Here is a 24131-nt window from a genome sequence, read left to right as displayed (position 1 = left end):
GCGCGAAGGCCACCGGCGGGCACAAGTTGGAGAAAAAACGTGCGGGACTGGGTAATGCGCGCACCTTGATCTCGACGTGTTCAACCCCATTCGCGTCGTGGTAGCCGCGAAGCCGCCAGCCAGACATAACGGCGCAGTGCCCCTGATGCGCTTGCGCTGCTCTGGGCGAACGGCCCACTCCATGCCCGGCTTCGCGCGCGTGCCTACCCGGCGGAGAAAATGCGGCTTCCAGTCGATGTGGAGCACCTGCCTGCTCTTGCCGCCGTCGACGCCCTTCCAGAACACCACCGCGGGGAAGGGTCGATCTTTCGGCGTCGGCGCCGCTTCAGGTCCGTCAGCGTCTACGCCGTCGCCGACGACGACGGCATGGGCAAGGGCGTCCTCAACGAGTGCATCGAGGACAACGACTCCTCCTCCGTCGACAAGGTCTGCGTCCCGCCCGGCTGACGCCTCACGGGTCCGTCACCTTCTGCCCCGGGCAGTCGATCTCCACGTCGAGCGGCAGCTCGCTCGCGCTCGGCACCCGCACCGCCGCGAACGTCGAGCCGTCGAGCGGCTGGCTGACCGGCTCCACGACCGCCCCCGTGACCTCCCCGCAGAACTTGTCGGTCCCGACGAGCTTCCCGCTCAGGATGGCGTCGACCACCACCGGGACGCCGAAGAGCGGGTTGGCCTCGCCCGGGATCATGATCGCACCCGTGGCGAGCACGAAGTTGCCGTCCGACGCGTCGCTGTTGAGCATGTGCACCTCGCCGACCGGCAGCCGCGGCGCCGTCACGCGGCTCATGTCGAGCGACAGCGACTGCACGCTCAGCGCCAGCGGCCCATCGCCCGACACCGCGCCCTCGACGATGAACTGGAACGGCAGCTCGCGCCCGAGCGGCGTCGAGATCGCCAGCAGGAACGTCCCCGCCCCGCTCTGGCACTCGCCCCCGAGCGCGCACGGATCGCACGCCGGCTCGTCGGGGAACATCTCGTGGTACTGCGACAGCCCCGTCGCGCACGCCTTCCCGCACAGCTCCGCGTCGACCGGCGACCCGCTCCAGCACATCGCCCCCTCGCCGAACCCCGACTGCGCGTCCGGCAGCGCGTTCGGCGTCGTCACCGCGATGCAGGCGATGTAGTCCTGGCACGTCTCGTACGGGTCGCCCATCGCCCCGCCGGTCGGATCGCCGCCCGACGTCGGATCGTCGCCCGTGCTCCCGCCCGCCGACCCGCTGCCGTCCGAGTCGCTGCCCGCCGAGTTCGAGTTCGACGCCCCGCTCCCGTCCGACGACGGCCCCGCGCCCGACGCCGACGCCCCGCTGCCCCCGACCGTCGCCAGCGGATCCTTGTCCTCACCGCAGGCGGTAATCAGCAGTGCGAGCGTTGCGAACAGACCGAGGCGTCGAAGGTGCACCGGCGGACCTTGCCAAAGCTCGCGCGCGCGCGCAAGCCCTTGCCGAGCTTGTGCGCGACGACGATATAGGGTCTGCGCCTTCCTCGACGTGTACTCTCGGCGGCTCGACGCACGCCCCATCCCCTACGTCCGCACAGCGGCCTCGTTAGGCTGCGACTCCCGGTGCGAGCAGGGTGATCCCGAGGCCTGCATGGGCGCGGCGACGATCATGCTCAACGGCAGCGGCGGTGCGGCGCAGGATCCCACGCGCGCGCTGGCCGTGGCGACCGGCGCGTGCGAGCGCGGCAACTCGGTCGGCTGTCTGATCGCCGCGGTGGTCCACGACAAGGGGCTCGGCGTCGCCGTCGATCCCGCAGCGACGACCGCGTTCATCGACAAGGCGTGCGCGCTCGGTGATGCGCAGGGCTGCCAGGCCAAGGCCGCGCGCGCGCCAAGGAGCCCCGCGTTCATCGCCAAGGCCAATCTCACGGTCGGGTCGATCGCCGCCGACGGGCTCGAGCTGCGCGACCTGATGTGCGGTGTGATGGGTGGTATGCCGATGCTTGGCGCGCTCGTCATCGCCGGGTCGCTGGCGAAGCAGCGGCGCGCGCTCGACAAGTGCGCGCCAGCCGGTCAAGCGTTCGCGGCGACCTGGACCTTCGCCGGCGGCAAGACGCGCGACGTGGCGGCCAGCGGCGGCTCGCCGGCGGCCAACGCCTGCGTCGAGAAGGCGCTCGCGCGCACGGTGGCGACGCTCGACGGCCGCTGCGGCGCGATCGTCCTGGTCGGCAAACTCGCGGGCGCTGAGGCGACGGTCGAGGCGGTGCGCAGCGGCGCCGCGAATTGATGCGAGGCCGCTCACCACCGCTTCGCCGGCTAGGAGCCTGCGCATGAATTGTCGATGACCCTTCGGAGCTGTCCGAAGGGTCATGGCGCTCCGGCTCGAACGCTCGCAGCGGCCGATGTCGGAGCCGCGGATCCTCGCGCGCCGCTCGATGCGGCTCGGGTCGCGGTAGTCTCGGAAGCAGGACGCGAACCTTCGAAACACACCCGAACTCTTGGTCAGCTCGCGCAGCAGCAGCAAACCGCCGTCGGAGCTGACCCGTCCGGCGTCGAACCGCCGTCCGGCAGGTTGAAATTCGAACTCGGCGCGGATACACCTTGTCGTGTTCCGGCCGTACCCCTGGGTAGCAAGCAATCGTGGATCCAAATCACGGGCGGTCCGCTCGACCTCAAAAATGATTCTCGGGCGGGTCGTCTTGGAGTAGAGGAAGGCCATGGCAGCAACGCGTCGGTTCGAGTTCGTCGAGGGCACCTCGAAAAAATTCTGGGAGGTTACGGTCGAGGGCGACTGCATGACCGTGTGCTTTGGGCGCGTCGGCACGGCCGGCAGCGCGAAGGACAAGACGTTTGGCGACGCTGACGAGGCGCAGCGGCAAGCATCCAAGCTCATCGCCGAGAAGACCAAGAAGGGGTACGTCGAGACCACGACGACAGGGCCGAGCGAGCCAGCCGCGCCGAGCGTCGCGGGGGCAACGAGCGCACCCGCGAGCCACGCGCCGAAGGCTGGCGCGAGCAAGGCGCCGGCCGCCAAAGCAGCCGCGCAGGCGCCACGGGGCGCGTCCGGCTCGCCCCCGGTCGATGCGTTCCTCGAGGCGCTCCGGAAGAAGCACAAGCAGGTCGCCGCGCAGCTGCGTCCGGCGGCGTCCGAGGACCTGCTGAAGGTCCTGCGTGGGCACGAGGTGCCCGCGACGCTCCTGGCCATCTACACGGCCCACGACGGCACCGAGGCCGAGCTCTTCGATTGTTATCGGCTGCTGCCGATCGCCGAGATCGAGAAGACGCGGTCGATGATGAATGGCATCCTCGCCGAGAAGCCAGAGTGGAGGCAAAAAGCGGGGGCCTGGACCGAGAGCTGGGTGCCGTTCATGGCCGACGGCGACGGGCAGCTGTACTGCTTCGACCCCACGGGCTCGCTCGACGGCGGCACGCCCGGTCAGATCTTGTTCTACGACCACGAGACGGGGGCCGGGCGGGAGTTCACCTCGTTCGACGTCTTTCTCGAGCTGCTCACGGCGCTCGCCAAGAAGGGCCTGCTCGATCAGGAGACGCGCGAGGAAGACGAGGAGCTCCAGGAGAAGTACGACGAGCTCTATGCCAACGCCAAGAACGTCGGGCTGCCCAAGATGCCGGCCAAGGAGCTCAAGAAGGCGCTCAAGGCCATCGGCGAGCTGAAGCGGGCAAACGAGAAGCTCGCGCTGGCGCTGCCGCTCGCGCGGAAGCATCCCGCAGAGGCCGATCTCTGGTGCGAGGTCATGTCCGCAGCCGAGGATCTGAACGACTGGTCGTTGGCGGCGGAAGCCGGAGCCACTGCCGAGCGCCTGACCCCCTCGAGAGATCGCCCGCGCGTGGGGACACGCCTCGCCACGGCGCTGCACAAGCTCGGTCGCGACGAGCAGGCGTTTGCGATGGTGGTCACGGCGCTCTCGGGGAACGAGATGAAGAACTATCCCGCGAATAAGATCCCCACCGACGTCTCGCCGGCGTTTCGCCATCGCTGCTTGAAGCACGCCGTCGAGAGCTTTCCCAACAACTTGGAGCTTTGGTGGCAGCTCGGGTCGGAGGCGCCGACCCCCGAAGAGCGCGCGTCCGCGCTCAACCACCTGATCGCGCTGTGCAGCGACGAGAAGCTCATTCGTTTCAACGAGCACCGCGCCCAGACCATCATACGAAAGGCGCGTGCGGTGCTCGAATCGGATCGTGTCGATACGCTCGAAGGCGCGGCGAAGGTGAAAGACCTCATCGCCCTGGCGAGGTCCATCGGTGAAATTCCGAGCACGCTGACAGACCGCTGGGCCGAGACTAGCAAGGCGGTCTTCTGGGACCGCGCGGTGGCGTACGCCATCGCCCAGGGCGACTGGCAGGCCGCGCGCGAAGCCGGCGCAGGACTGCTCGAGGCGCTGGGCTCGGACCATACCCATCACCTCGGCTGCCAATGGCATGTGCTCGCGCTGCACCGGCTCGGCCGCGACGCAGAGGCGCTCGCCTCGCTTCGAACGGCGCTCGACGCGATGTGGGACAAAGAGTCCGCCGAAGCCGTACGTGCAGTGCCGTGGAACGACTACGGCGATCCCCCGCTCGTCGAGCGTGGTCCGACCGACGCGGCCTTCGAGGCGGCCTGCTATTCGCTGGCGGTCGAGGTTCAACCCGACAACGTGTTTGCGTGGGCCGGGCACGCGCGCACCGCCCGGTCGGCATCCGAACGCAAGGCCGCCCTCGAGAAGGTCGTCGCGCTGTGCGTCCCCGAGCTCGTCGACTTCGTCGAGGACCCCGAGCTGCCCGCTCACGTCTACGAGTATCACCGCAAGAGAAGCGCCGCCTTCGCCGCCAACGAGACGAAGCGGTCGCTCAGCTCGCACAGGGCTGATCACGCGGCCCGGCCGTCGCGCGCGCTTTGTCGCGCGCGACGGTCGCTCCTCGCCGCCTCGACGAGTCCGGTCGGTGCTTTGGGCCGAGCTCGGCCCTCGACGACCTCAGCGTCGGGCGTGAGGCCCCGTCCGCGAGGTCATGACCGCGACCGCCGCGCTCTCCGTCGTCACCGTGGTCAGAAATCCGGGCTAGGCCACTCGAAGAGTTGCGGATCGTGGCTTACGATCGCGCTTAAGAAGTTCGAAGCGGGAATTCGGCCGGACGGGTTGGTGCCGGAGTGGTACGATCGCCGACCGGCCAGCGCGCACGTGCTCGGCGACGCCAGCTCCGCGGGAGCGAACGCCCAGCGCCAGCACGCGGCGACTTTCGCCGGCCTGGTCGTGCTGTGGCGATAGCCACTCGCTCCAGACCGCCCGGGCATTGCGGCTCCCGTCACCGCGGTGTGACGGCCTGCGGGAAGTCGAAGAACTGCGCGGGGTCGACGGTGGCCTTGACCCGCTGCAGCCGCGAGTAGTTGTCGCCGTGGTAGGCGGCGGGCCAGTCGCGCAGCTCGGGGTCCATGCCGTTGGTGTAGCCGCCGACGCCGAGGTGGGTCTGCATGACGGCGTGGATGGCGCGCAACCACTGGATGCGCCGCTCGACGTGTGTGCGGTCGGTGAGCGCGGTCCAGTAGGAGTGGTATTGGACGACGCCGACGGCGGTGCGGTGCGGGAAGGCGGTCGCGTCGGCGGAGCGATCGCCGACGGCCCCGCCGAGCCCGTCGATCAGCAGGCCGCTGGCGCCTCCGACGCCGGTGAGGCTGTGGAGCTGCATGAGCGATTCGGCCATGTCGTGGGCGGCGGCGGGGGACATCGGCCGGCGGACGATGTGCGACTTGGCGGCGAAGGCGACGCGGGCGCCCCAGGTCCCGCCGCCCCACCGCTCCGCCTCGGTGGCGGCCTGGATGTAGCTGCACGGGGTGATCAGGCGTTGGACCTCGGAGCGGCCGACGGCGGCGATCAGGCGGTCCAGCGCAGGCTGCAGGGCGTCGGGGGTGCCGATGAAGGTGCCGGTCACGGTGGGCAGCGAAGGAGCGCCGGCGTCGCTGAGCTGCTCGAACGCGCTCCTGAGGGTGCGGGGCGTGCCCTGGTCGGCGTTCCAGAGCGTCCAGCCGCGGATCACGGCGGCCGTGTCGGTGGCGGGCCAGGTGAGGATGAAGCTGGCGAAGTGGCGGTCGCGGGTGACCTCGGTGGCGAACTCGAGGGAGGTGACGACGCCGAAGTTGCCGCCGCCGCCACCGCACAGGGCCCAGAACAGGTCGTCGTCGGGCGGCTCGGAGCATGGGCCGACGCGGCGGATCCGGCCGTCCGCGGTGACGATCTCGACGCTGCGCAGGTGATCGCAGGCCAGGCCCCACGCGCGGGTGAACGCGCTCAGGCCGCCGCCGAGGGTCACGCCGGCCAGGCCGATCGACGGGCAGCGTCCGAGCGGCAGCCCGGCGCCAGCGGCCGCGAGGGCGAGGTGGGCCTGCATGCCCTTGACCCCGGCGCCGAACAGGGCCCGGCCGCCGCCGACGCTCGTCGTGTTGAGCGAGCCGACGTCGAGCACGAGGCCGGGTCCCGTCGAGTAGCCGGCGTAGCTGTGCCCGCCGGAGCGCAGCGCGAGGCGGACGCTGCGGTCGTGGGCGAACCGCACGACCGCAACGACGTCCTCGACGCAGGCCGGGTAGACGAGGGCCTGCGGGCGGACGTCGTCGTAGCGCTGGTTGACGAGCAGACGCCCCTGCTCGTACGTGGGGTCGCGCGGGCGCACGACGACGCCGCGGATCCGCGAGGCGAGCGCGGACCAGTCAGGGTCTCCGATCCGCGGCGCGCGGCCGGCGAGGGCCGCGGTGTTGGTGAGCTCGGCGGACCGCTGGAGGGCCGTCAGGACGTGGATGTCGGCCAGAACCGGGAAGTCGAACGGCAGCGGGCGCGGCCCGACCTGGTCGGGGATCGAGGTGAACCCGCCGTCGGAATCCTGGCGCGCGAGCAGATAGGCGAGCGCGCGCGCGGCGTGGCCCGGGTCGCCGTGGCGGACGACGACGGGGAGGGCCTGGGCGGTCGAGAGGACGTCGCTGTCCGCATCGGGTGTTCGGCCCCAGCCTCCGTCGTGGTTCTGGGTGGCGGCGAGCCGGGCCACCGCCCGCTGGATCGCGGCGGCGATCCGGTCGACCACCACGGGGGACGAACTGCTGCGCACTGCGTCGAGGGCGTCGACGACGCGGAGGATCGCGCTGGCCTCGCTGAGCGTCCAACTGCGCTCGAACGTGCCGTCGGGCAACTGCGCGGCGAGGACGAAGTCGGTGGCGGCGACGAGCAAGTCGCGGTGGCGCTGACCATCGGGCGCGAGGGCGAGGATCGCACCCGCGGTCATGTCGAGGTCGGGGGCTTCGCCGCGGACCCACGTCGGGAACCCGCCGGTCGGCCCGGCCATGCGCGCGAGGTAGGCGGCGCCGCGGTCGAGCTGGACGCGGTAGCGATGAACATCGGCGGCCCGCAGGAACTCCATGCAGCGGGTCGCCGTATCGACGTCGGTCTGCATCATGCCGGAGGCGAACGGCCAGCCGCCGTCACGCGCCTGCCAGGCGGCGACGAACGCCGCCATGCGGCGGGTGAGCGGGCGCAGGCGGGCGTGGTGGAGGAAGGCGAGCCCGGCGACGGCCGCGAGCCACAGGTCCTGGCTGTCGAGGAAGGGCAGGCCGCCGTCGGGGTTCTGCGCGAGCGTCAGGCGCAGAAGGCCGTCGGCGATCACGCGGTGGGTCGGACGGAACCTGCGCACGGCGTGGAGGCCGAGCAGGTGGGTCGTGGCGCTGGCCTCCCATAGCACGCGATTGCGGCTGGTGCCGAGCAGGTCGAGCAGCCGCTCGACCTCGCCGGTGGACACCGCATGGAGGTGTGGCGCCTGGACGATGCGGAGGACGAGCCGGTGAACCTCGGTGAAGGTCGTGATCTCGTCGGTCGTGGAGAGTGGGGGGATCTCGAGGTCGCCCACGGGCGCGCCGCACAACAAGTGGAGCACCACCCGCAGCATTGCGAACTTGAGCTGGCCGCGGCCGGCGGTGCCGCGGCTCAGCGGCAGCGGTAGCGCGGCGGCGGCGGCGACGGCCCGCGGCGCGGTGGTCTTGGGGTCGAGGCAGGCGTCGATCAGGAGGGCGTCGAGGGCGTCGGCGTCGGAGCGACGGGCTCGCAGGTAGCGGGCGGCGAGCTCTTGCTCGGCCGGGTGGGTATCGGTGGCGCGGAGCAGGGAAAGCAGCAGCGCGGTCTCGAGGACGCGGCTGGCGCAGCGGTCGCGGACGGCCCCGTCGGCGGCGACGGCGGGCATCAGGTGGCGGATCAGCGGGTCGACGCCCGGGACGGAGCGAGGGCCGCGGGCGTCGCTGGGCTCGGTGCGGTTGCGGTGGGTCTCGCCCTGCCAGGCGAGTGAGCCGTCGCGCGCGGCCCGGAGGAGCGCGACGCGGGGGCCGAGTCCGGCCTGCCACGGGCCCGCGGCGGTCAGAGCGGCGGCGGCGTCGTCGAAGTCGTCCATGCGTTCGTCGAGCATGGCGCGGACGATCGCGGCGGCCTCGTGGCGGTCGCAGCGGTGCTCGCGAGCGACCACGCTGACGAGGTTGTCGGTGCCCTCGGCCAGCTCGCGCTCGGCCGAGGCGAGGTCGTTGGTCCACGCGATCGCGTCGACGACCATCCACCGCAATTTGTCGAGGACGTCGGCCTCGGCCGGGAGGGTGCGCTCGATCAGGTCGAGCACGGGCATCGCGGTGATCGTATGGCGGCGCAGCTCGAGGTACCGCTTCAGGTCGAGGCGGACACCGCCGGCCCGCAGGCGCGCCTCCTCGCGGGTCGCGTCGGCGAACCGCCGGTAGTGTTCGGCGAACCTCGGGGCCCACCCGCGAGCGGTCCCTGCCACCGAGCGCGGCCATAGATCCGTGAGGGCCCGGACCGCCGGGATCGAGGTGTCGTGGTCGACCGAGGAGTGGGTCACGATGGCGACGAGCCGATCCATCAAGTCGTCGACCTGCGCGGGCCCGGCTTGCGAGTCGCGGTCGTAGGTGTCGTCGACGAGGGCGATGAAAGCACCCCACTGCGCGAGCAGGGCGAGCTCGCCTGGATCCGCGTGCGGCGCGAGCCAGCCGGCCATGCGTCCCTGACCCATCTTCGCCAGCCGGCGGCGGTCGCGGTCGGTGGTGACGAGGCCGACGCGGGCGGCCCAGTCGCGAGCTTGCCGCTCTGCGTGTTCCCAGGCCGGGTTGCAGTCGGTCGGTGCGTGCTTCATGGAGCGTCCCTGTTCCCGGGCGCCGCCGCCCTTGTGGTTGTCCACAGCCAGTATCTTCATCTCGGCGGCTATCTTCTCATGTAGCTGGGTCGCGCTCGACGCCGACGATCGCGCTGGTGCACTCGCGCGGCGCGACTGTGACCGTTAGGACAGGCCCCTTCTCCGTCACCAGGAGGACGCGCCAGCGGTGCGCCCGTGATTCCTGACCTCGATCTCGCGCACACCGATCTCGTTCGTCATCGACGCGCTACGGATAAAGGCGCAGCGCGAACGCCCGCGGCTGCAACGCGTCAAACTCGCTCCCGACGATGTCGCTGTAGCCCCACGCGTCGACCGCGAGGCCCGCGGCCTCGTCCGGCCCCTGGCCTGGCCCGTTGCGAACGACCTCCCATACAGGCGCGCCCATCGGACCCGGGATCGCGAAGACCCAGCCGTTCGCGTCGGTCTTCGGCTGTTGAAGGGCGCCCATGATGATGATCTTGCCCTCGCGGTCCTCGCCAACTGCGAAGCCGACGGCCTCCGCCGCCGCAACCTGCAAAGCAGCATGCGCCTGGAGGGCCTGGTCTTCCACTCCGACCGCGGCTCCCAGTACGCAGCAGACGATTACCGCGAGGCCCTACGCCAGGCAGGCATGACCAGCAGCATGAGCCGCAAGGGCAACTGCTGGGACAACGCGGTCGCCGAGAGCTTCAACAGCACGCTGAAGACCGAGCTCGTCCACCGCACGATCTTCCTCACCCGTGAGAGCGCGAGGACGGTCATCTCGGAGTGGATCGAAGTGTTCTACAGTCGCCAGCGTCGCCACTCGTCGATCGGCTACTCGACCCCGATCGCCTACGAGGAGAGCTTCTACGCAGAGCAGGCGCAGACTCAAGCGGCATAAGCAACGTGTCCACGTTTTCGGGGCAATCCCAAAGGCCCGCGTCGGGGACGCGGGCCTGGGGTCACGGGCTCACGGGGCGAAGAAGTTGTGGGCGATGTACGAGGCGCCGAAGCCGCTGACGCCGTTGGAGAGGGCGACCCAGACGTCGGCGTTCAGGTCTTGGGTGAAGGCGATGAGGTCGTCGCGGCCATCGCCGTTGACGTCGCCGGCGGTCAGGGTGTCATTCCAGTCGCCGAAGCCCGAGGTCCAGAGGGCGGAGGCGAAGTTGTTGGTGCCGTTGGAGGTGCCGACGTAGACGTTGTAGTTGCGGTCGAAAGTGGCGATGTCGGCGAGCGCGTCGGCGTTGAAGTGGCCGACTGCGGGCACCTCGCCGGCGGGGGCGAACCACGAGGTCCACACGGCGGGGGTGCCGAAGCTCGAGCCGTTGGAGAGGGCGACGATGACCTGGGCGCCGAGAAAGCTCTGGGTGAAGGTGATGAGGTCGGCGCGGCCGTCGGCGTTGACGTCGGCGAGCATCGGCGTCTCGCCCTCGGGGGCGAAGTACTCGTGCCATTTGGTCTTGGCGCCGAAGCTCGCGCCGGTCGAGAGCATGACGTGGACGTCGCCGGTGCCGTCGGCGGCGAACAGGACAGCGTCGTCGCGGCCGTCGCCGTTGACGTCGGCGACGCGGCCGATGTCGTCCATGTCGGTGGTGCCGACGCTGCTGTTGTAGATGGCGCCGTTGAAGTCGTAGCCGCGCGAGAGGGCGACCCACACCTGACTCTCGCTGAAGGCCCAGATGTCGTCGCGGCCGTCGCCGTCGAAGTCGCCGACGCCGGCGGTGTGGCCGCGGTGGGCCCACCAGCCCTGCCACACCTGGCCGACGCCGAAGCTGCTGCCATTGGAGAGGGCGACGTAGACATCGAGCGGGCCAGTGCTCGAGTCGCCGTGGGTGAAGGTGATAATGTCGTCGCGGCCGTCGCCGTTGACGTCGCCTACTACGGGGGACTCGTGGATGACGCTGCGCAGCCACCGGTGCAGCCGCTGGGCGCCGATCTTGGTGTAGATGCCGGGTTTGTCGGGGCGCGCACAACCGTCGCCCCAGCTGACGACGCCGAACTGCTGCAGGCCGGTGGCGGTCCAGGTCAGGAGCGGGCCGCCGCTGTCGCCCTGGCACGAGTCCAGGCCGCCGGCGACTGGACCGGCGGCAACGTGGACGGCCGGGTTGTAGCGCGCGCCGTAGACGCTGGCCTGGGCGGCGTAGGCGTCGGTGAGGACCGGCACCTCGACCTCCTGCAGGTGGTCGGTGCCCGGGCCGCCCTCCGACAGGGCGCCCCAGCCGATCACTGTGGCGAGGGCGTTGGGCATCCACCAGGCGCGATCGCTGCCGCTGTGCGGCGCGGCCAGCTCGATCGGGGTGCGCGTCGACGCGGAGGACAGCTCGAGCAGTGCGAGGTCGTGGTCGTAGTCGCCGGCCTCGGTGTTGTAGCGCGGGTGGACGACGATCCGGCTGACGTTGCGGGTCTCGCCGGTGGCGGTGTTGGCGAGGTCGGTACGGCCGATGACGGTGGTGATGCTGCCGGGGGCGCGGCCGTCGACGCAATGCGCGGCGGTCAAGACCCAGTGCGGCGCGACCAGGCTGCCGCCGCACCAGTGGCCGACGCCGGTGAGGTTGACCGAGACCATGAAGGGGTACTCGCCCTCGCTGGCCGGATCGCCGCCGACGATCGTCTGCGGCCGCAGGGCGGCGACGAGGTCGAAGCCGCCGGTCGAGCCGACGCCGGCTTCGGCCCCGTCCTCGTCCGCTTCGCTGTCGAGCTCGAGGGCCTCCTCGGCTTGCAGGGCGTCGGGATCGTCACAGGCAGGAAAGGCAAGGAGGAGGGCTGTGGGGAGGATGATACGGGAGTTCATGACGTGTTCTCGTGTTCGTTTTGGACATGTGTTTGACATGCCCGGCCATCTGTCAGAGTTTTCCGGGATTGCAATGCGATGCTTGCGTTGCGAAAGTGGCTATACGCGGGGTGGCGTGACGGGAGCGTGACGGCGGGAGCCGAAGGTGGTCAGGACTGAATGGACAGTACGGGTGCCGGTTGGGCTCGCCGTCGTGCCCATGCTGCTCGTCGTGGCGGTCGACGAGGGCAAGGTGGCGGTGTTGGCGGTGCAGTCGCCGACGACCGAAGCGAGGACCAGGAACTAGGGTGCGCGCGCCGCGGTGCTCGGAGTGAAGCGCCTACCACTATCGCCGCGTCCACGCCGCGTCGCCGCGTATCGGCGCCCGAGCGCCGCCGCCTCCGCGCCCAGGCCGACGTCGACACCAATGGATCGCTGTCGGCGGCCGAACTTGCCGACCATCCTCGATGCGGCCGCCGATCTGCACCAGGTCGGCTCGTATCATGGTCGTTCAACAAGCTCGCGGGACAAAGCCCGGCCTCGGGAGGACCGCTGACGACGGACGAGCGGGCCGAGCTCGCCCGTGTGCACGATCGCTATGCGCTCTATAGCGACGAAAAAAGGGCGAGTGCCGGCTTCCGCCCGCACTCGCCCTGTCTCGCAATTCCGTCCGCTCAGCCGCGGTCGGTCGTACCGCGGTCACGCTCGCCGCAGGGCCCGAAGCTGTGCCCACCGCCCCGCGGTCCGGCCGTTCGATATGATCTCGCCTGCCGACGAAAGGAGAGCCGCGTCGATCGCCCCGCCGTCCCACCGGGTCTGTTCTTTGACCTCGACGGACGGCCCGAGTGATCACGTCGGGGCCGAGCGCGACGCCGCCCCGCAGAAGCGGCGCGAGATCCAGGAGCACGACGCCCGAGAGCGAGCGCTGGCGGGTTGAGGCGACGCTCGAAGCCTGCTAAGGCTGGCTCATGTCCGGGAGTAAGATCGAGTTCGGCGCAACGGTGAAGCTCAGCAATAACGACACTGGTGAGGAACAGACCGTCCAGATCGTCGGTCCCGACGAGGCCGACATCAAGCACGGCACGATCTCTGTGGCCTCGCCCCTGGCGCGCGCGCTGATCGGCCATGGGGTTGGCGACGAGGTGAAGGTGATGATGCCGGCCGGCGCACGCATCTACACGGTCCTCGAAATTTCCTACGCGTGAGCGCGCTGGCGCGGCTCGTGCAGACGTTGCGTCCTCGAAGTCGTCGCCGAGCGGATACCGCACACACGTGAACGCCCGCCGAGGGGGCGCGCCCTCGCCGGCGACCAGCCGGTCGCACACGCCTTGCACGACCGCGAGCTCGGGCACGCCAGCGAGGGTGTCCTCGGTAACGCTGCGCGACAGCTCGCTCAGCAGGCTCTCGCGCGTGCGGGCTGGCAGTCATCGGCTCCGGCGCGGAGCCCTGCGACAGGACGATGAAGCGGCGCGCCGCTTCAAGCGCCGTCGGAGCGAACGACGCGCGACCGTCTCCGGGCCCGGTCCGCCGGGTGCGGCCTCGAGCGCCAGAATGTGTTATTAAGGACAGGTCCTAAGTCGCTCTAGGCATGGGTCTTGCGCACGATCATCTTCGGGTCGAGCCGGACGACGTAGCGGTCTTCGGGCGGGCCCACCGTGGCCGTCACGACCAGGTCCCACATCCATTGCGTATTCTCTTCGACCGGCGCGGGCAGCTCGGCGGTGAACGTGCCGTCGGTGTCGACCCACGGGCTGCTCGCCGGCGCGTCGCGGACGGAGGTCGTGACGACGCTGTCGATCGTGACCGTGGGGTCGCCCGGACTGACGCTGACGCCGACTGCGGGGTCGGTCGTCGTCGCGCGCACGCTGTCGGCGGCGGTCAGCGGCGGGCTCCCGCCCGTCGCGCTCGAGAGCAGGTGGAGCGCGTAGCTCGCGCCGTCGCGCTGGACCTGCATCGATACCGGGACATACGAATCGTAGAGGGACATCGGCGGCAGTGTATGCAGAAACCGCAGTCCGCAGGCAGGGTCGGCATCGGTGGCCCGGGGCAGGACCGCGCGAGCGCGGCGCGGTCCTGCCCCGACGCCGACGTCGCTTGCCGCGGCGTCGCGGCGCGTGTTACCCAGGCCATTGCTTGACGACGGACGACGGTGCGCTCCTCTCGGCGTGGCGGGCCGGCGATCGCGGCGCGGGCAAGCTGCTGTTCGAGCGCTACTACGATTCGGTGGTCCGCTTCTTCCGCAGCAAGATCGATCACGGCAGCGACGATCTCGTGCAGGAGGTGTTCGCCGCGTGCGTCGCCGGCAGCGACCGCCTGCGCTCCGCCGCGAGCTTCCGCCCGTACCTGTTCGCGATCGCCCACAACGTCCTGCGCGACCACTTTCGCCGCCGGCAGCGGGTCGGCGAGACCGTCGACATCGGCGAGGAGTCGACGCTGCAGGACCTGTCGCCGGGCGTCAGCACGCTGCACGCCGAGGCCGAGGAGCAGCGGCTGCTGCTCGAGGCGCTGCGACGGATCCCCCTCAACTATCAGCTCATCCTCGAGCTGCGATACTGGGAGTCGATGACGACCGCGGAGATCGCCGAGGTCGTGGGCGCGCCGCACCCGACGGCCCGCAGCCGCCTGCGCCGCGCCCACGAGCTGCTTGAAGAGGCGCTGCAGCGGCTGGGCGAGGCGCCCGCGCGCCTGGCGTCGACGCAGGCGAACCTCGAGCGCTGGGCGCAGCAGCTCCGCGAGCGGCGCGACCCCAGCGTGTGACGGGGAGCGCGGTGAGACCGAGCGAGACCTCCGCGCCGCCGAGCGACCGAGGTCCGGAGGCGTTGGCCGCGGCGCTGGCCCCACCGACGCTGGCCCACGACCGCGAGTACGCGCGCGGCAAGGCGGCCGTGGCCGCGGCGCTGTTCGACGAGGCGCCCGTGCGGCCGCGCGTCGGTCGCTACGAGCTGCGACGTCGCCTCGGCGCCGGCGGGATGGGCGAGGTGTACGCCGCGTTCGACCCGGTGCTGGGCCGCGAGGTGGCGCTCAAGCTGACCCGCGCCGACCGCTCCGGCCCTGACGAGGAGGCCCGTCTGCTCCGCGAGGCCCGCCTGCTGGCCCGGCTCTCGCACCCGCACGTGGTCCAGATCCACGAGGTCGGGGCGGTCGACGACCACGTCTACCTGGCGATGGCGCTGATCCGCGGCTGCACGCTGCGCGTCTGGCAGCGCGAGGCGCCGCGGCCGTGGCGGGCCACGGTGCGGCTCTACGTGGCGGCGGCGCGCGGGCTGGCGGCCGCCCACGCGGCCGGGCTGGTCCACTGCGACTTCAAGCCCGACAACGTGCTCGTCGACGCCGACGAGCACGTGTACGTGGTCGACTTCGGGCTGGCGCGCGCGGCCGGGCGGGCGGTGACGGCGACGCTCGCCGACGCCGCTCCGTCCCCGGCCGGCGCGTCGGCCACCGCCGGCGGCGGCGGGACCGTCGGCTACGTCGCGCCCGAGCAGCTCGCCGGGCGCGCCCCCGACTTCCGCAGCGACATCTACAGCCTCTGCGTCTCGCTGTTCGAGGCGCTCCACGGCTGGCTGCCGGGCCGCGACGCCCCGCCGCCCCGCCGCCCGCCGGCGCACCCGCGCTGGCTCGACCGCGAGCTCGCGCGGGGCACCGCCGCCGCCGAGGACCGCCACCCCTCGCTCGAAGCGCTGTGCGCCGCGCTGGAGCGCGACCCCGGGCGACGGCGGCGGCGCCTGGGCCTCGCGGGGGTCCTGCTGGCGCTCGGCGGCCTGGCGGGGGCCTGGTTGCCGCGCTCGCCCGCCCCCGACGCCTGCGCCGCGGTCGAGCGCGGCCTCGACGAGGCGTGGAACCCGGCGCGTCGGGCCGCCCTCGCGGCCGCCTTCCGCGGCTCCGGGCTGCCGCTGGCCCCGGCGGCCTGGGACCGGGTCGACGCGGCCCTCGGCGCCTACGTGGCGGCGTGGCAGACCGCCCGGCGGGGCCTGTGCGAGACCAGCGGGCTGCACTCCCCGGCGCTCCTCGACGCCCGGCGGCGCTGCCTCGAGCGCAGCGCGCACGCGGTGGCGGCCCTGGTCGACCGGCTCGCCGCGGGCGAGCGCGTCGCGGTCGAGCGCTCGGTCGCCGCGGTGGCCGTCCTGCCGTCGCTGGCGGCCTGCGCCGGCGCGACCGCGAGCACCCTCGCCGCCGCGGCCCGCGACGAGGGCGACGCGCTGCGGCAGACCCTCGCGGTCGCGCGCGCCCACGCGGCCACCGGCGACCACGCCGGCGCGCGCGGCCTCGCCGAGGGCGCGCTGGCGCACGCGCGGACCCTCGCCGATCCGGCCGCGCGCGCGGACGCGCTCCTCGCCGTCGGCGAGCTGCAGGCGGAGCGGGGCGAGATCGAGCCGGCCGAGGCCAGCCTCCTCGACGCGGTCGACCTCGCCGAGGCGGCCCGCGAGGACGACCTGGCCGCGAGCGGCTGGCTGGCGCTGACGACCCTCGCGGCCCGCCAGCAGCTGGCGCCGGAGCGCGCACGGCTGTGGGCGCGCCGGGCCGCGGCCGCGCTCGACCGCGTCGACGACGAGGGTCCGCGCCGGGCCGCGCTGCTCTTCGCGCTCGGGGTCGCGGCAGCCCGGGCCGAGCAGCACGACGAGGCGGCCCGCCGCCAGCGCGACGCGCTGGCGTGGTTCGACGCCCATCCGGGCCCGCAGCCGGGACGGGTCCAGGCCCAGCAGAGCCTCGCCAACGCCCTCGAGGCGCTGGCCCGCGAGGACGAGGCCCGCGCCACCTTCGAGGCCGCCCTGGCCGCCGCCGCCGCGCAGTACGGCCCGCGCCACCCGCAGTACGCCCGCGTGGCCCACGACATGGCGACGCTGCTGGTCCGCCAGGGCGAGGGCGAGCGGGCCCGGACCCTGCTGGCGACGGCGCTGGCGATCTGGAGCGAGACCCACGGCGCCGCCAGCCTCGAGGCCGCCCGCGTCCACACCGCGCTCGCGCACGAGGCGGTCCAGGCCGGCGCGCTCGGACGCGCCGAGCACCACGGCCGCCGCGCCCTGGCGCTGTTCCGCCGCCTGCTGCCGGCCGACCACGAAGACCTGCCGGCGGCCCTCCTCAATCTCGGCGTGATCGGCCTTCTGGCGCGGCGACCACGAGGCCGCGCTCGCGGCCTACCGCGAGGCCGCGGCGCTGCAGGAGCGGATCCTGCCTGCGGGCCACCTCCACCGCGCCTTCACGGCCAACAACACCGGCGAGAGCCTGCTGGCCCTGGGCCGCCACGCCGAGGCGCTCGCGGCCTTCACCGCCGCCGAGTCGATCGCCCGCGCCGCGCCCACGCCCGACCACGAGCTGCTCGGCCTCGTGCTCGCCGGCAAGGGCGCGGCGCTGCAGGCGTTGCAGCGGCCCGACGAGGCCCGCGCCGCGCTCCTCGACGCCCGCGCCACCGCGGCCCGCGGGCCCGGCGGCGCGGAGGCGCTGGCGGAGCTCGACGCCCGGCTCGTCGCCCTCGCGCGCGCGAGCGTCGGTGACGGCGCGAAAAAAAATCGTCCACGCCGCTGATCAAGCCGACGATCGCCGCGACTCCCCGAGCGGGACCATGATCCAGGGCATCGATGTCAGTCACAACCAGGGCCCGATCGACGTCGCGGCGGTGCGCGCCGCGGGCTTCCGCTTCTGCGTCGCCAAGGCGACCGAGGGGGTCGATTACGAGGACTGCGCATTCCGCCGCACCCTCGCCGCCGTGGCCGCGCTGCCGCCCGGGGGCCTGCCGTTCTACGCCGGCGCCTACCACTTCGCGCGCCCCGACAATCACCCCGGGCGCAGCGGCGGCGAGGACGAGGCCGGCCAGTTCTCGCGCGTCCTCGCCGCGGCCGCCGCGGAGTGCGGCCTCTCGCTGACGAGCGGCTACCTCGAGCCCGCGCTCGACTTCGAGAAGTACTGCGACGACGAGAGCTGCGGCACCGCCGATCACAGCGAGTGGATCGACGGCTTCCTCGGCGTCCTCGTGGCCGAGACCGGCCGCCGCGGGATGATCTACACCGGCGCCAACGTGTGGCGCTACCAGGCCGGGGACACCGACCGCTTCGCCAGCGCCGGCGTGCCGCTGTGGCAGGTCGGCTACACGTCGCGCGGCGCCGACCCGGCCGCGACGCCGCCGCGGATCCCCAGCGATCCGGCGCGCGCCCCCTGGCCCGCCGCGATCTGGCAATGGAGCGGCGGCGGCGAGTTCGCCTATTACGGCCGGGTCCCCGGCGTCGACGGCGATGTCGACATCGATCGCTTGATGGGCGACGAATCATTGCTGTCGGCGCTGGCCGCCGCGACGCCGCCGGCCGCGACCCTGCCGACCCAACCCTGGCCGCCCCCCGTCGACCTCTCGACGCTCGCCGGCGCCAGCCACCCGTACACCGCGCGCGTCCAGGGCTGCTTGCTGGCCCTCGGTTTCGGGCCCGACGGGCTGGTGTCGCGGACCACCGGGCGGCCCGACGGCTACTTCGGCGCGCAGACGGAGGCCGCGCTGCGCCAGTTCAAGCGCGGCCTCGGGCTCGCCGACGACGCCCGGATCGACGACGCGACCTGGTTCTGCTTGATCAACAGCGGCATCCGCTGATTCTGAATCGAATGGTGTGACCGCGCCGCGCGGGCGCCCGGCGGTGTTCGCCGGCGCCGCGTCGCGGCGGTGTGGACGTGTGAATCGTGACAGTGAGGAGATGAGACGATGTACGACGCAGCCTATCAATTGTCGGGTGCGACTCAATTGGAGACAGGCGCCGCGACGGCGCTCCCGGGCAAGATCTGGTACTTCTATCGCGGCCCGCGGAGCGGCAGCGACGCCACCGTGGTCGTGTGGCGGACCACCTTCGACGCCACGTTCGTCGACGCCGAGGCGTTCACCAACCCCGACGCCTGGGCCGCGCCGATCGAGGTCACGGTGCCGAGCCTGGCCGGCTACCGCGAGGCGGTCGCCGCCGGCGAGACCCCCGCGGGCGACCCGATCCTCGGCGCCCAGGGCCTGTTCGCATTGACCGTCGGCCCGCGGATCTACCTGTTCTGGGTCGACGCCACGGGCGCGCTGCTGGGCACCCGCTCGGCCGGCGAGGACCTGTGGGAGCCGGCCTTCCGGATCGCCGGGGCCAGCGTCGCCACGGGCGTCGCCCACGCCGTGACCGGATATGTCTTCAAGGACAGGATCGTGCTCGGCTGGATGAGCAACGTCGATCACGATTGCAACCTCTACTTCAACAGCTTCGCGCCGGACGCGATCGCGCCGGCCGCCAGCGGCAGCGGCCAGGTGTGGCCCGGCGAGCTGGCGAACCCCTCCTACACCCTGGAGCTCCCGCTCGCGGTCACCGGCCAGGCCTCGCTGTCCGCCGCCTGGACCGTGCTGCCGTGCGTCGTCGACGCCCAGGGCGCGCCGATCGGCATGACCGGCCGGGGCACCAACAGCTCCGCCCCGGTGGTGTTCGTCGCCGTCGACTGGACCTCCGCCCGCATGCTCTGCACGTGGTTCCTCGACATCACCTCCGGCGTGCCGACCACGACCTCCTACACCGGCTCGGCGACCCTCCCCAGCACGGAGCTGCTGCCGATGCTCGACCTCGACGCGTCGAACACGATGTACGTCTACTCGAGCAACACCGCCTCGCAGCTCCAGCGAGCGCCGCTCATGCAGGCCGACGGCAGCTATCAGGTCGGCGCGCTCACGGTGGTCGAGGCCGACGGCACCCCCGTGCCCTCGAAGTACGCGCCGCAGGTGGTCTACGCCGCCGGTTCGCCGCGGCAGGCCCAGCTCGCCACCTCGGCCGACCCCGGCGCGACGGTGCTCGACACCGTGGCCACCGACCTCTATCGCATGACCTTCACCAACCGCACCGCCAGCGGCTCGGTCCTGGTGTGCATCCAGTTCTACGGCACGCGGCACATCGTCACCACCGTGAACGAGCTCTACGTCGACGACCGCGCCAACCCGGACGCGCGTCAGCAGGCGCTGGCGATGAAGGGCGTCGTCGACGGTCCGCTGCCGGTCCCGGCCGAGAACCTGGCGATGATGAGCCAGGGCGGCACCGTGACCTCGTGGGACCTCTACAAGCCGATCGGCCGCGTCACCTACGGCACGACCGAGCAGGACACCAAGACGCACGAGATCACCGTCAAGGGCTCGTTTGGCGTCAACACCAGCTTCAGCATCGCCGGCGGCATCGACGACGAGTGGGACGCGGAGGCGGGCTTCTCGCTCGGCGTCGAGGTCGAGGTGTCGAAGACGCTGGAGAAGCTGACCGAGATGGTCGGGATCAAGACCTCGCTCTCGGTCGAGTTCGCCTACGATCACATCTGGCGCAGCGGGACCGCGCAGGCCAACGTCGCCAACGTCATCGGCCTCACCCGCGTGCTGCCGAGCGGCGCCCCCAGCGAGGACGCGCCGCCGGTCCTGAGCGACCAGGGCTATGTCTCCGGCTCGGCGCTGGCGATCGTCTGCCTCGCCCTCGTCTTCGAAGACCCGCAGCGCCCCGGGGTCCTGCCCGCCCGCCCGAGCATGGTCACCTTCATGCCCGAGGACATGGTCGCGCTGGCGGCCAACTACACCGCGAACTACGCCTTCACCCCCGGCGACCTCGCCAGCTATGCGCCGGCGAGCGTCGACCAGCGCATGGCCGCCGCCTACCGCGCCTGGCAGGCCGCCAACCCCGGCGCCGACGATCCGTTCGGCGCGGACTACGAGAATTACTTCGAGCGCGTGGTCCAGCGGCGCGCCCTGCGGATCGGCCCCGGCGGTCGCAACTACCTCGAGTTCGCGGTCACCAACGACGGCGTCAACGAGACCCGCGTCGACATGAGCAGCTTCGACTTCCAGGAGTGGGGCACCACCGTCGACAGCGAATTCTATGCCGCCCTCACCTGGGACAACCTCGTCAACGTGGCCGGGCTCGAGCTCAAGTCGTACCTCGAGGCCGGGGTGTCGATCGGCGTCGGCGGCGGCTATCGCCGGAACTCCGAGCGCACGGAGGGATGGGGGATCTCGGCGTCGATCGAGAACTTCCCGCAGGCCACCCGGCCCGGCCAGGTGTGCGCCTACACCTTCCGGCTGTACTTCATGCCGGCCGACGCCCGCTGGGCGCAGGAGGTGATGTGCTTCAGCGACTACGCCCGCCAGCCGGCCAACGGCGTCAAGCCGATCGACCCCGGCTCCCAGCCGTGGAAGATCATGTTCTTCGTCGACCCGGCCTCGATCGCCCGCCTCAGCTGAGCGGGCCCCGCCAGCGCCCGTGCATGGGTGCGCGCGGCGATCCGCGACCGCATCGCAGCACCCGGCGCACTACTCACCGTACCAGAGCCGCGACTCCTTGAACGCCTCGGGCCAGGGGATGCCCGAGACCGCAGGGATACGGGTCGCGGCGCCGCCGTACGGCGTGATCATCACCGCATAGCCGTCCTCGACGCGCCAGCACGCGAAGGCGACGTCGAGGGTGTTCCCGAAGTCGTCGTCGTCGCGCCCGAGCTCGCAGAGCGCCACGATCCACGCGCCGGGGACGCATTGCCACGAGCCGTCGTCGTCGACCGCGTTCCAGGTGCCGACGGCGTTGCCGAAGTTCGCCCACTGGACGAAGCGAGGTCCGTCATCGAGCTCCGTGATGCCGGAGAACTCGAGGTCCGCGAACTGGTGGAGCGACTCCTGCGGCCCCGACTTCGGGAACTTGGAGAGATCGTGGCGCGACCACGCGCCGCTCGACGCGTAGTGCGCGGCATCCTGTCGGGTGACGGGGCGATGCTTCTTGGCCCTGGTCTTGAGAGGCTCGAGGGCCTCGAACGCGGCGAGGCAGGCGGCGAAGGGACGGACCACGAACGACATGGGCGCGGACTGTACCAAATCGCCCTGCCTTCGCGTCCTCGCCGGCGTGTGCTGGTTCGACGGCGCTGCGATCAGGCCGGCAGCAGGAGCGTCGTGTCGGGGCCGAGCCAGCGCTGGACCGCCTGGGCTTCGCGTTCGTCGAGGCCGCGGGCGCGCAGGCCGGCCACGACCTCGTCGGCGGGCGTCGTGCGTGGCAGCGAGGCGGCGGCGAGCCGGGCAACGCACTCCTTGGCCTCCCAGTCGCCGCGCTTGGGCCAATACCACACGAACGCGGATTCGGCCCCGGTGGTGAGGTAGGACGCGACGTCGCCGCGTGAACCTGCCGCGTCTCGGCACTTCCGGGCCCACGAGCAGCGCTCCCCGCTCTTCGAAATTCTCGTCGTCGTCCACCTCTAACCTCCGAGACGCTTGGTAGCTCCTCGAGGTCGAGCTGGTCACGACGCGGTTCGTCGCACACTGACCGATCACCATCACGCCGCAGGCCGCGCGACTGCGAGTCCCGGGGGGCTCCGGCTCGCGTGATGAGCGTCCGTGGTGGGCAACGACGTGGAGTTCTTCGACGGCCGGCCGCCGCGCTCCGCTACGGCCCTTGTGTCGGCTCCTCCGGCGCCTCGCTGAGGGACTCGGTATGCCAGGAGCAGTCGTCCGTCACGTACATCACCCCGGTGAATCTGCCGCTGGTGGTGCCACAGCGTGCGGCGTGACCGGCGACGAGGTCGTCGGTCGTGCCTCGACGCTCGTTCACTGCGGGACGAGCACGCTGACGCTGTAAGCCGGCATCGCGTAGAGGAACGCGTTGGTGGCGGCCAGCGAGACATCCGCCCCGGCGACCAGCTCGGGCTGCGGGCCGGTCAGCTGCCACACGGCGACCTTCGAGTAGTCGGCGTAGGCGGCCAGGCTGACCGCGGCGGTCAGCGGGCCCGCGGTCTTGTTGATGGCGACGATCACGGTGCGCGCGGGGTCGGCGACGTCGGTGCTGGCGTAGACGCTGGTGGCGGCGACGTCGGAGGTCGCGGCGTGGATCGAGGTGTCGCCGAACTTGCCGCCCTGGCCGTCGTAGCTGGTAAAGGCGCGGAAGGCGGCCCAGATCATCGAGGTCTGATCGGTCAGGGCCCAGTAGGCGGCCATCGTCACGGCCTCGCGGCCGAAGATGCCGAGCACGTCGGCCTGGGCGATGGCGCCGGAGATGTGGCCGCCGCCGCCGTAGTTGTACTCTGTGAAGCCGAGGCCGGTGCCGGGGTAGTGCTCGTCGATGCGCTCCCTGAGCCACGGCAGCAGGCGCACGGGGCCCTGGAGGACGTCGTTGGCGATCCAGCTGTCCTCGTGGAAGGTGTCGTCCCACAGCGAGCGCGGGGCCTGCACGCGGGCTTCGACGGAGGCGGGCGAGTTGTCGTCGCCGGTGATGCGCTGGCCGTCGGCGTAGACCTCGGTGTACCAGTGGAGGTCGAGCACGTCGACGATGCGGTGCCCCTCCTGCGCCTCGGCGTCGGCCATGGCCTGCAAATAATAGGAGAGGAACTCGCCCTGGGCCCCTCAGGCCGCCCGCCCAGACCCCGACCGGGTCGCAATCCCACGAATTCGGGCGTTCTGAGGGGTTCTGTATTTACCGGTGCGGACCGGTGTGACCCGGAGTGGCCCGGGTTTTGGCAAAAATTTGGCAAAGCTACAAAACTGCCGTGGCTGATTTGTGGTTTCCACGGCCTGCCGATGTTCGGCGGTGATGCGGTGATGCGCGAAATCCGTGCCACAAAGGCCTTTCGAAGAGCAACTCCAGCCCCATGACCACGCCGATCGCCGCGGCGAGGCCAACCATGCTTAGGCCCGGCGGCCAGTGCAGGTCGGCCCGCGGCAGCAGGCGGCCCATCACGGCGATGTTGAGCAGGCCGCACAGGCCCTGCAGCATGATCGCCGTGAATAAGAGCATCCCGGCGTCATCGGCCCACCCGCCCGGGCCGACCTCGAGGAACAGCCAGCGCACCAGCTCGCGGGCGGGCACCAGGCACAGCTGCATGATCAGCGCGGCCAGGATGAGCGGCCACAAGCGCAGACGCAGGCCGGAGAACGCGAGGAACGCGGGTGGGGCACGAGAGGCGGTCATGCCCGGCACAGTGCACGCTCACCCGGCGGCGGTCTCGAACGAAAGTTGCATCCCGACGCGCCGCCATTCGCCCGGCGTGCGGCCGGTCAGCGCCCGGATGTCGCGGGTCATGTGCGCCTGGTCGGCGAAGCCGGCGGTCGCGGCGATCGTCGCCAGCGGTTCGTCGCCCTCGACGACCCGACGCGGTAGCGGGCCAGCGCGACGGCGTAGAGCGCGTGGAACCACCGCCACGCGGTCGCTGGCGAGACCTGGTGCGCGGCGGCCCAGTCGTCGAGTCCCGGCGCGTCGGGAGCCGACAGCGACGCCGACAGCTCGCCGGGCAGGTCGGCCAGGCCCCGCGCGCTCGGCAGCAGGTGCGCGCACAACTGCGCGCCGC

The 24131-nt window shown here is 71.7% G+C and carries 17 protein-coding genes and 3 pseudogenes; 10 read left to right on the top strand and 10 right to left on the bottom strand.

Annotated elements, in window-relative coordinates; translation table 11 throughout:
* Positions 1–219 precede the first annotated feature (219 nt).
* Entirely contained in the window at positions 220–447 is a 228-nt protein-coding gene (locus POL25_RS04690; protein ID WP_272084622.1) for a hypothetical protein, read from the top strand.
* 4 nt (positions 448–451) lie between these two features.
* Here the strand turns inward: POL25_RS04690 and POL25_RS04685 are convergent, their stop codons facing one another.
* On the bottom strand, positions 452–1399 hold the full coding sequence (locus tag POL25_RS04685; RefSeq protein ID WP_272084621.1) for a hypothetical protein: 948 nt from the start codon (positions 1397–1399) through the stop codon (positions 452–454).
* A 190-nt stretch (positions 1400–1589) separates the two neighbouring features.
* Between POL25_RS04685 and POL25_RS04680 the strand changes: the two genes are divergently transcribed.
* Together POL25_RS04680 and POL25_RS04675 are read left to right on the top strand one after the other, a co-directional pair.
* Positions 1590–2225 (top strand): SEL1-like repeat protein, encoded by a 636-nt coding sequence (locus tag POL25_RS04680; protein WP_272084620.1) that lies wholly within the window; start codon positions 1590–1592, stop codon positions 2223–2225.
* A gap of 430 nt (positions 2226–2655) precedes the next feature.
* Positions 2656–5202, top strand: a complete 2547-nt coding sequence (locus POL25_RS04675; protein WP_272084619.1) for a WGR domain-containing protein — start codon at positions 2656–2658, stop codon at positions 5200–5202.
* Between the two features lie 37 nt (positions 5203–5239).
* Here the strand turns inward: POL25_RS04675 and POL25_RS04670 are convergent, their stop codons facing one another.
* Both POL25_RS04670 and POL25_RS04665 read right to left on the bottom strand, forming a co-directional pair.
* Positions 5240–9097, bottom strand: a complete 3858-nt coding sequence (locus POL25_RS04670) for a terpene synthase family protein (protein WP_272084618.1) — start codon at positions 9095–9097, stop codon at positions 5240–5242.
* Between the two features lie 247 nt (positions 9098–9344).
* Positions 9345–9668: a hypothetical protein gene (locus tag POL25_RS04665; RefSeq protein WP_272084617.1), complete on the bottom strand. Its 324-nt coding sequence runs from the start codon at positions 9666–9668 to the stop codon at positions 9345–9347.
* On the opposite strand from POL25_RS04665, the pseudogene POL25_RS04660 reads away from it, so the two are divergent.
* Positions 9654–9980 (top strand): annotated as a pseudogene (locus tag POL25_RS04660) (integrase core domain-containing protein); the annotation flags it as partial. The gene POL25_RS04665 and the pseudogene POL25_RS04660 overlap by 15 nt on opposite strands.
* 69 nt (positions 9981–10049) lie before the next feature.
* Here the strand turns inward: POL25_RS04660 and POL25_RS04655 are convergent.
* Complete coding sequence (locus tag POL25_RS04655; protein WP_272084616.1) at positions 10050–11870, bottom strand: trypsin-like serine protease; 1821 nt, start codon at positions 11868–11870, stop codon at positions 10050–10052.
* 947 nt (positions 11871–12817) lie between these two features.
* Here POL25_RS04655 and POL25_RS04650 point away from each other — a divergent pair.
* On the top strand, positions 12818–13054 hold the full coding sequence (locus tag POL25_RS04650) for a GreA/GreB family elongation factor (protein ID WP_272084615.1): 237 nt from the start codon (positions 12818–12820) through the stop codon (positions 13052–13054).
* Positions 13055–13431: 377 nt separating this feature from the next.
* Here POL25_RS04650 and POL25_RS04645 read toward each other — a convergent pair whose 3' ends face one another.
* On the bottom strand, positions 13432–13836 hold the full coding sequence (locus POL25_RS04645; protein WP_272084614.1) for a hypothetical protein: 405 nt from the start codon (positions 13834–13836) through the stop codon (positions 13432–13434).
* Positions 13837–13982: 146 nt separating this feature from the next.
* Between POL25_RS04645 and POL25_RS04640 the strand changes: the two genes are divergently transcribed.
* The 5 genes and pseudogenes from POL25_RS04640 to POL25_RS04625 all read left to right on the top strand — a co-directional run bounded on the left by POL25_RS04640 (position 13983) and on the right by POL25_RS04625 (position 21054).
* The gene (locus tag POL25_RS04640) at positions 13983–14606 is read left to right on the top strand and encodes an RNA polymerase sigma factor (protein WP_272084613.1); all 624 of its coding nucleotides are present in this window, start codon (positions 13983–13985) and stop codon (positions 14604–14606) included.
* Positions 14603–16870: pseudogene (locus POL25_RS04635) on the top strand (serine/threonine-protein kinase); the annotation flags it as partial. The gene POL25_RS04640 and the pseudogene POL25_RS04635, both read left to right, overlap by 4 nt.
* A 130-nt stretch (positions 16871–17000) precedes the next feature.
* Entirely contained in the window at positions 17001–17369 is a 369-nt protein-coding gene (locus POL25_RS44850) for a tetratricopeptide repeat protein (protein WP_373372082.1), read from the top strand.
* Positions 17370–17406: 37 nt separating this feature from the next.
* Positions 17407–18420, top strand: coding sequence for a GH25 family lysozyme (locus POL25_RS04630; protein ID WP_272084611.1), 1014 nt, complete (start codon positions 17407–17409; stop codon positions 18418–18420).
* Between the two features lie 108 nt (positions 18421–18528).
* On the top strand, positions 18529–21054 hold the full coding sequence (locus POL25_RS04625) for a hypothetical protein (protein WP_272084610.1): 2526 nt from the start codon (positions 18529–18531) through the stop codon (positions 21052–21054).
* Positions 21055–21123: 69 nt separating this feature from the next.
* On the opposite strand, the gene POL25_RS04620 is transcribed toward POL25_RS04625, so the two are convergent.
* The 5 genes and pseudogenes from POL25_RS04620 to POL25_RS04600 form a co-directional block, all read right to left on the bottom strand.
* Positions 21124–21657: a hypothetical protein gene (locus tag POL25_RS04620; RefSeq protein ID WP_272084609.1), complete on the bottom strand. Its 534-nt coding sequence runs from the start codon at positions 21655–21657 to the stop codon at positions 21124–21126.
* Positions 21658–21728: 71 nt separating this feature from the next.
* Positions 21729–21923, bottom strand: coding sequence for a hypothetical protein (locus POL25_RS04615; protein WP_272084608.1), 195 nt, complete (start codon positions 21921–21923; stop codon positions 21729–21731).
* Between the two features lie 475 nt (positions 21924–22398).
* A pseudogene (locus POL25_RS04610) lies at positions 22399–23169 on the bottom strand (glycoside hydrolase family 44 protein); the annotation flags it as partial.
* Between the two features lie 151 nt (positions 23170–23320).
* Positions 23321–23755: a hypothetical protein gene (locus POL25_RS04605; protein ID WP_272084607.1), complete on the bottom strand. Its 435-nt coding sequence runs from the start codon at positions 23753–23755 to the stop codon at positions 23321–23323.
* A gap of 18 nt (positions 23756–23773) precedes the next feature.
* Entirely contained in the window at positions 23774–23980 is a 207-nt protein-coding gene (locus tag POL25_RS04600; RefSeq protein ID WP_272084606.1) for a helix-turn-helix domain-containing protein, read from the bottom strand.
* Between the last annotated feature and the right edge of the window lie 151 nt (positions 23981–24131).

This window comes from Nannocystis bainbridge (genome assembly GCF_028368995.1).
Lineage (GTDB): Bacteria > Myxococcota_A > Polyangia > Nannocystales > Nannocystaceae > Nannocystis > Nannocystis bainbridge.
This window is presented reverse-complemented; position numbering and strand designations above follow the sequence as displayed.

Bases quoted from the DNA above. Each gene is read 5' to 3' on its own strand.
- POL25_RS04655 (WP_272084616.1), bottom strand. From the start codon at position 11,870: ATGAACTCCCGTATCATCCTCCCCACAGCCCTCCTCCTTGCCTTTCCT.
- POL25_RS04630 (WP_272084611.1), top strand. From the start codon at position 17,407: ATGATCCAGGGCATCGATGTCAGTCACAACCAGGGCCCGATCGACGTC.
- POL25_RS04625 (WP_272084610.1), top strand. From the start codon at position 18,529: ATGTACGACGCAGCCTATCAATTGTCGGGTGCGACTCAATTGGAGACA.
- POL25_RS04605 (WP_272084607.1), bottom strand. From the start codon at position 23,755: ATGACCGCCTCTCGTGCCCCACCCGCGTTCCTCGCGTTCTCCGGCCTG.
- POL25_RS04680 (WP_272084620.1), top strand. From the start codon at position 1,590: ATGGGCGCGGCGACGATCATGCTCAACGGCAGCGGCGGTGCGGCGCAG.
- POL25_RS04690 (WP_272084622.1), top strand. From the start codon at position 220: ATGCGGCTTCCAGTCGATGTGGAGCACCTGCCTGCTCTTGCCGCCGTC.
- POL25_RS04675 (WP_272084619.1), top strand. From the start codon at position 2,656: ATGGCAGCAACGCGTCGGTTCGAGTTCGTCGAGGGCACCTCGAAAAAA.
- POL25_RS04620 (WP_272084609.1), bottom strand. From the start codon at position 21,657: ATGTCGTTCGTGGTCCGTCCCTTCGCCGCCTGCCTCGCCGCGTTCGAG.
- POL25_RS04650 (WP_272084615.1), top strand. From the start codon at position 12,818: ATGTCCGGGAGTAAGATCGAGTTCGGCGCAACGGTGAAGCTCAGCAAT.
- POL25_RS04645 (WP_272084614.1), bottom strand. From the start codon at position 13,836: ATGTCCCTCTACGATTCGTATGTCCCGGTATCGATGCAGGTCCAGCGC.
- POL25_RS04670 (WP_272084618.1), bottom strand. From the start codon at position 9,097: ATGAAGCACGCACCGACCGACTGCAACCCGGCCTGGGAACACGCAGAG.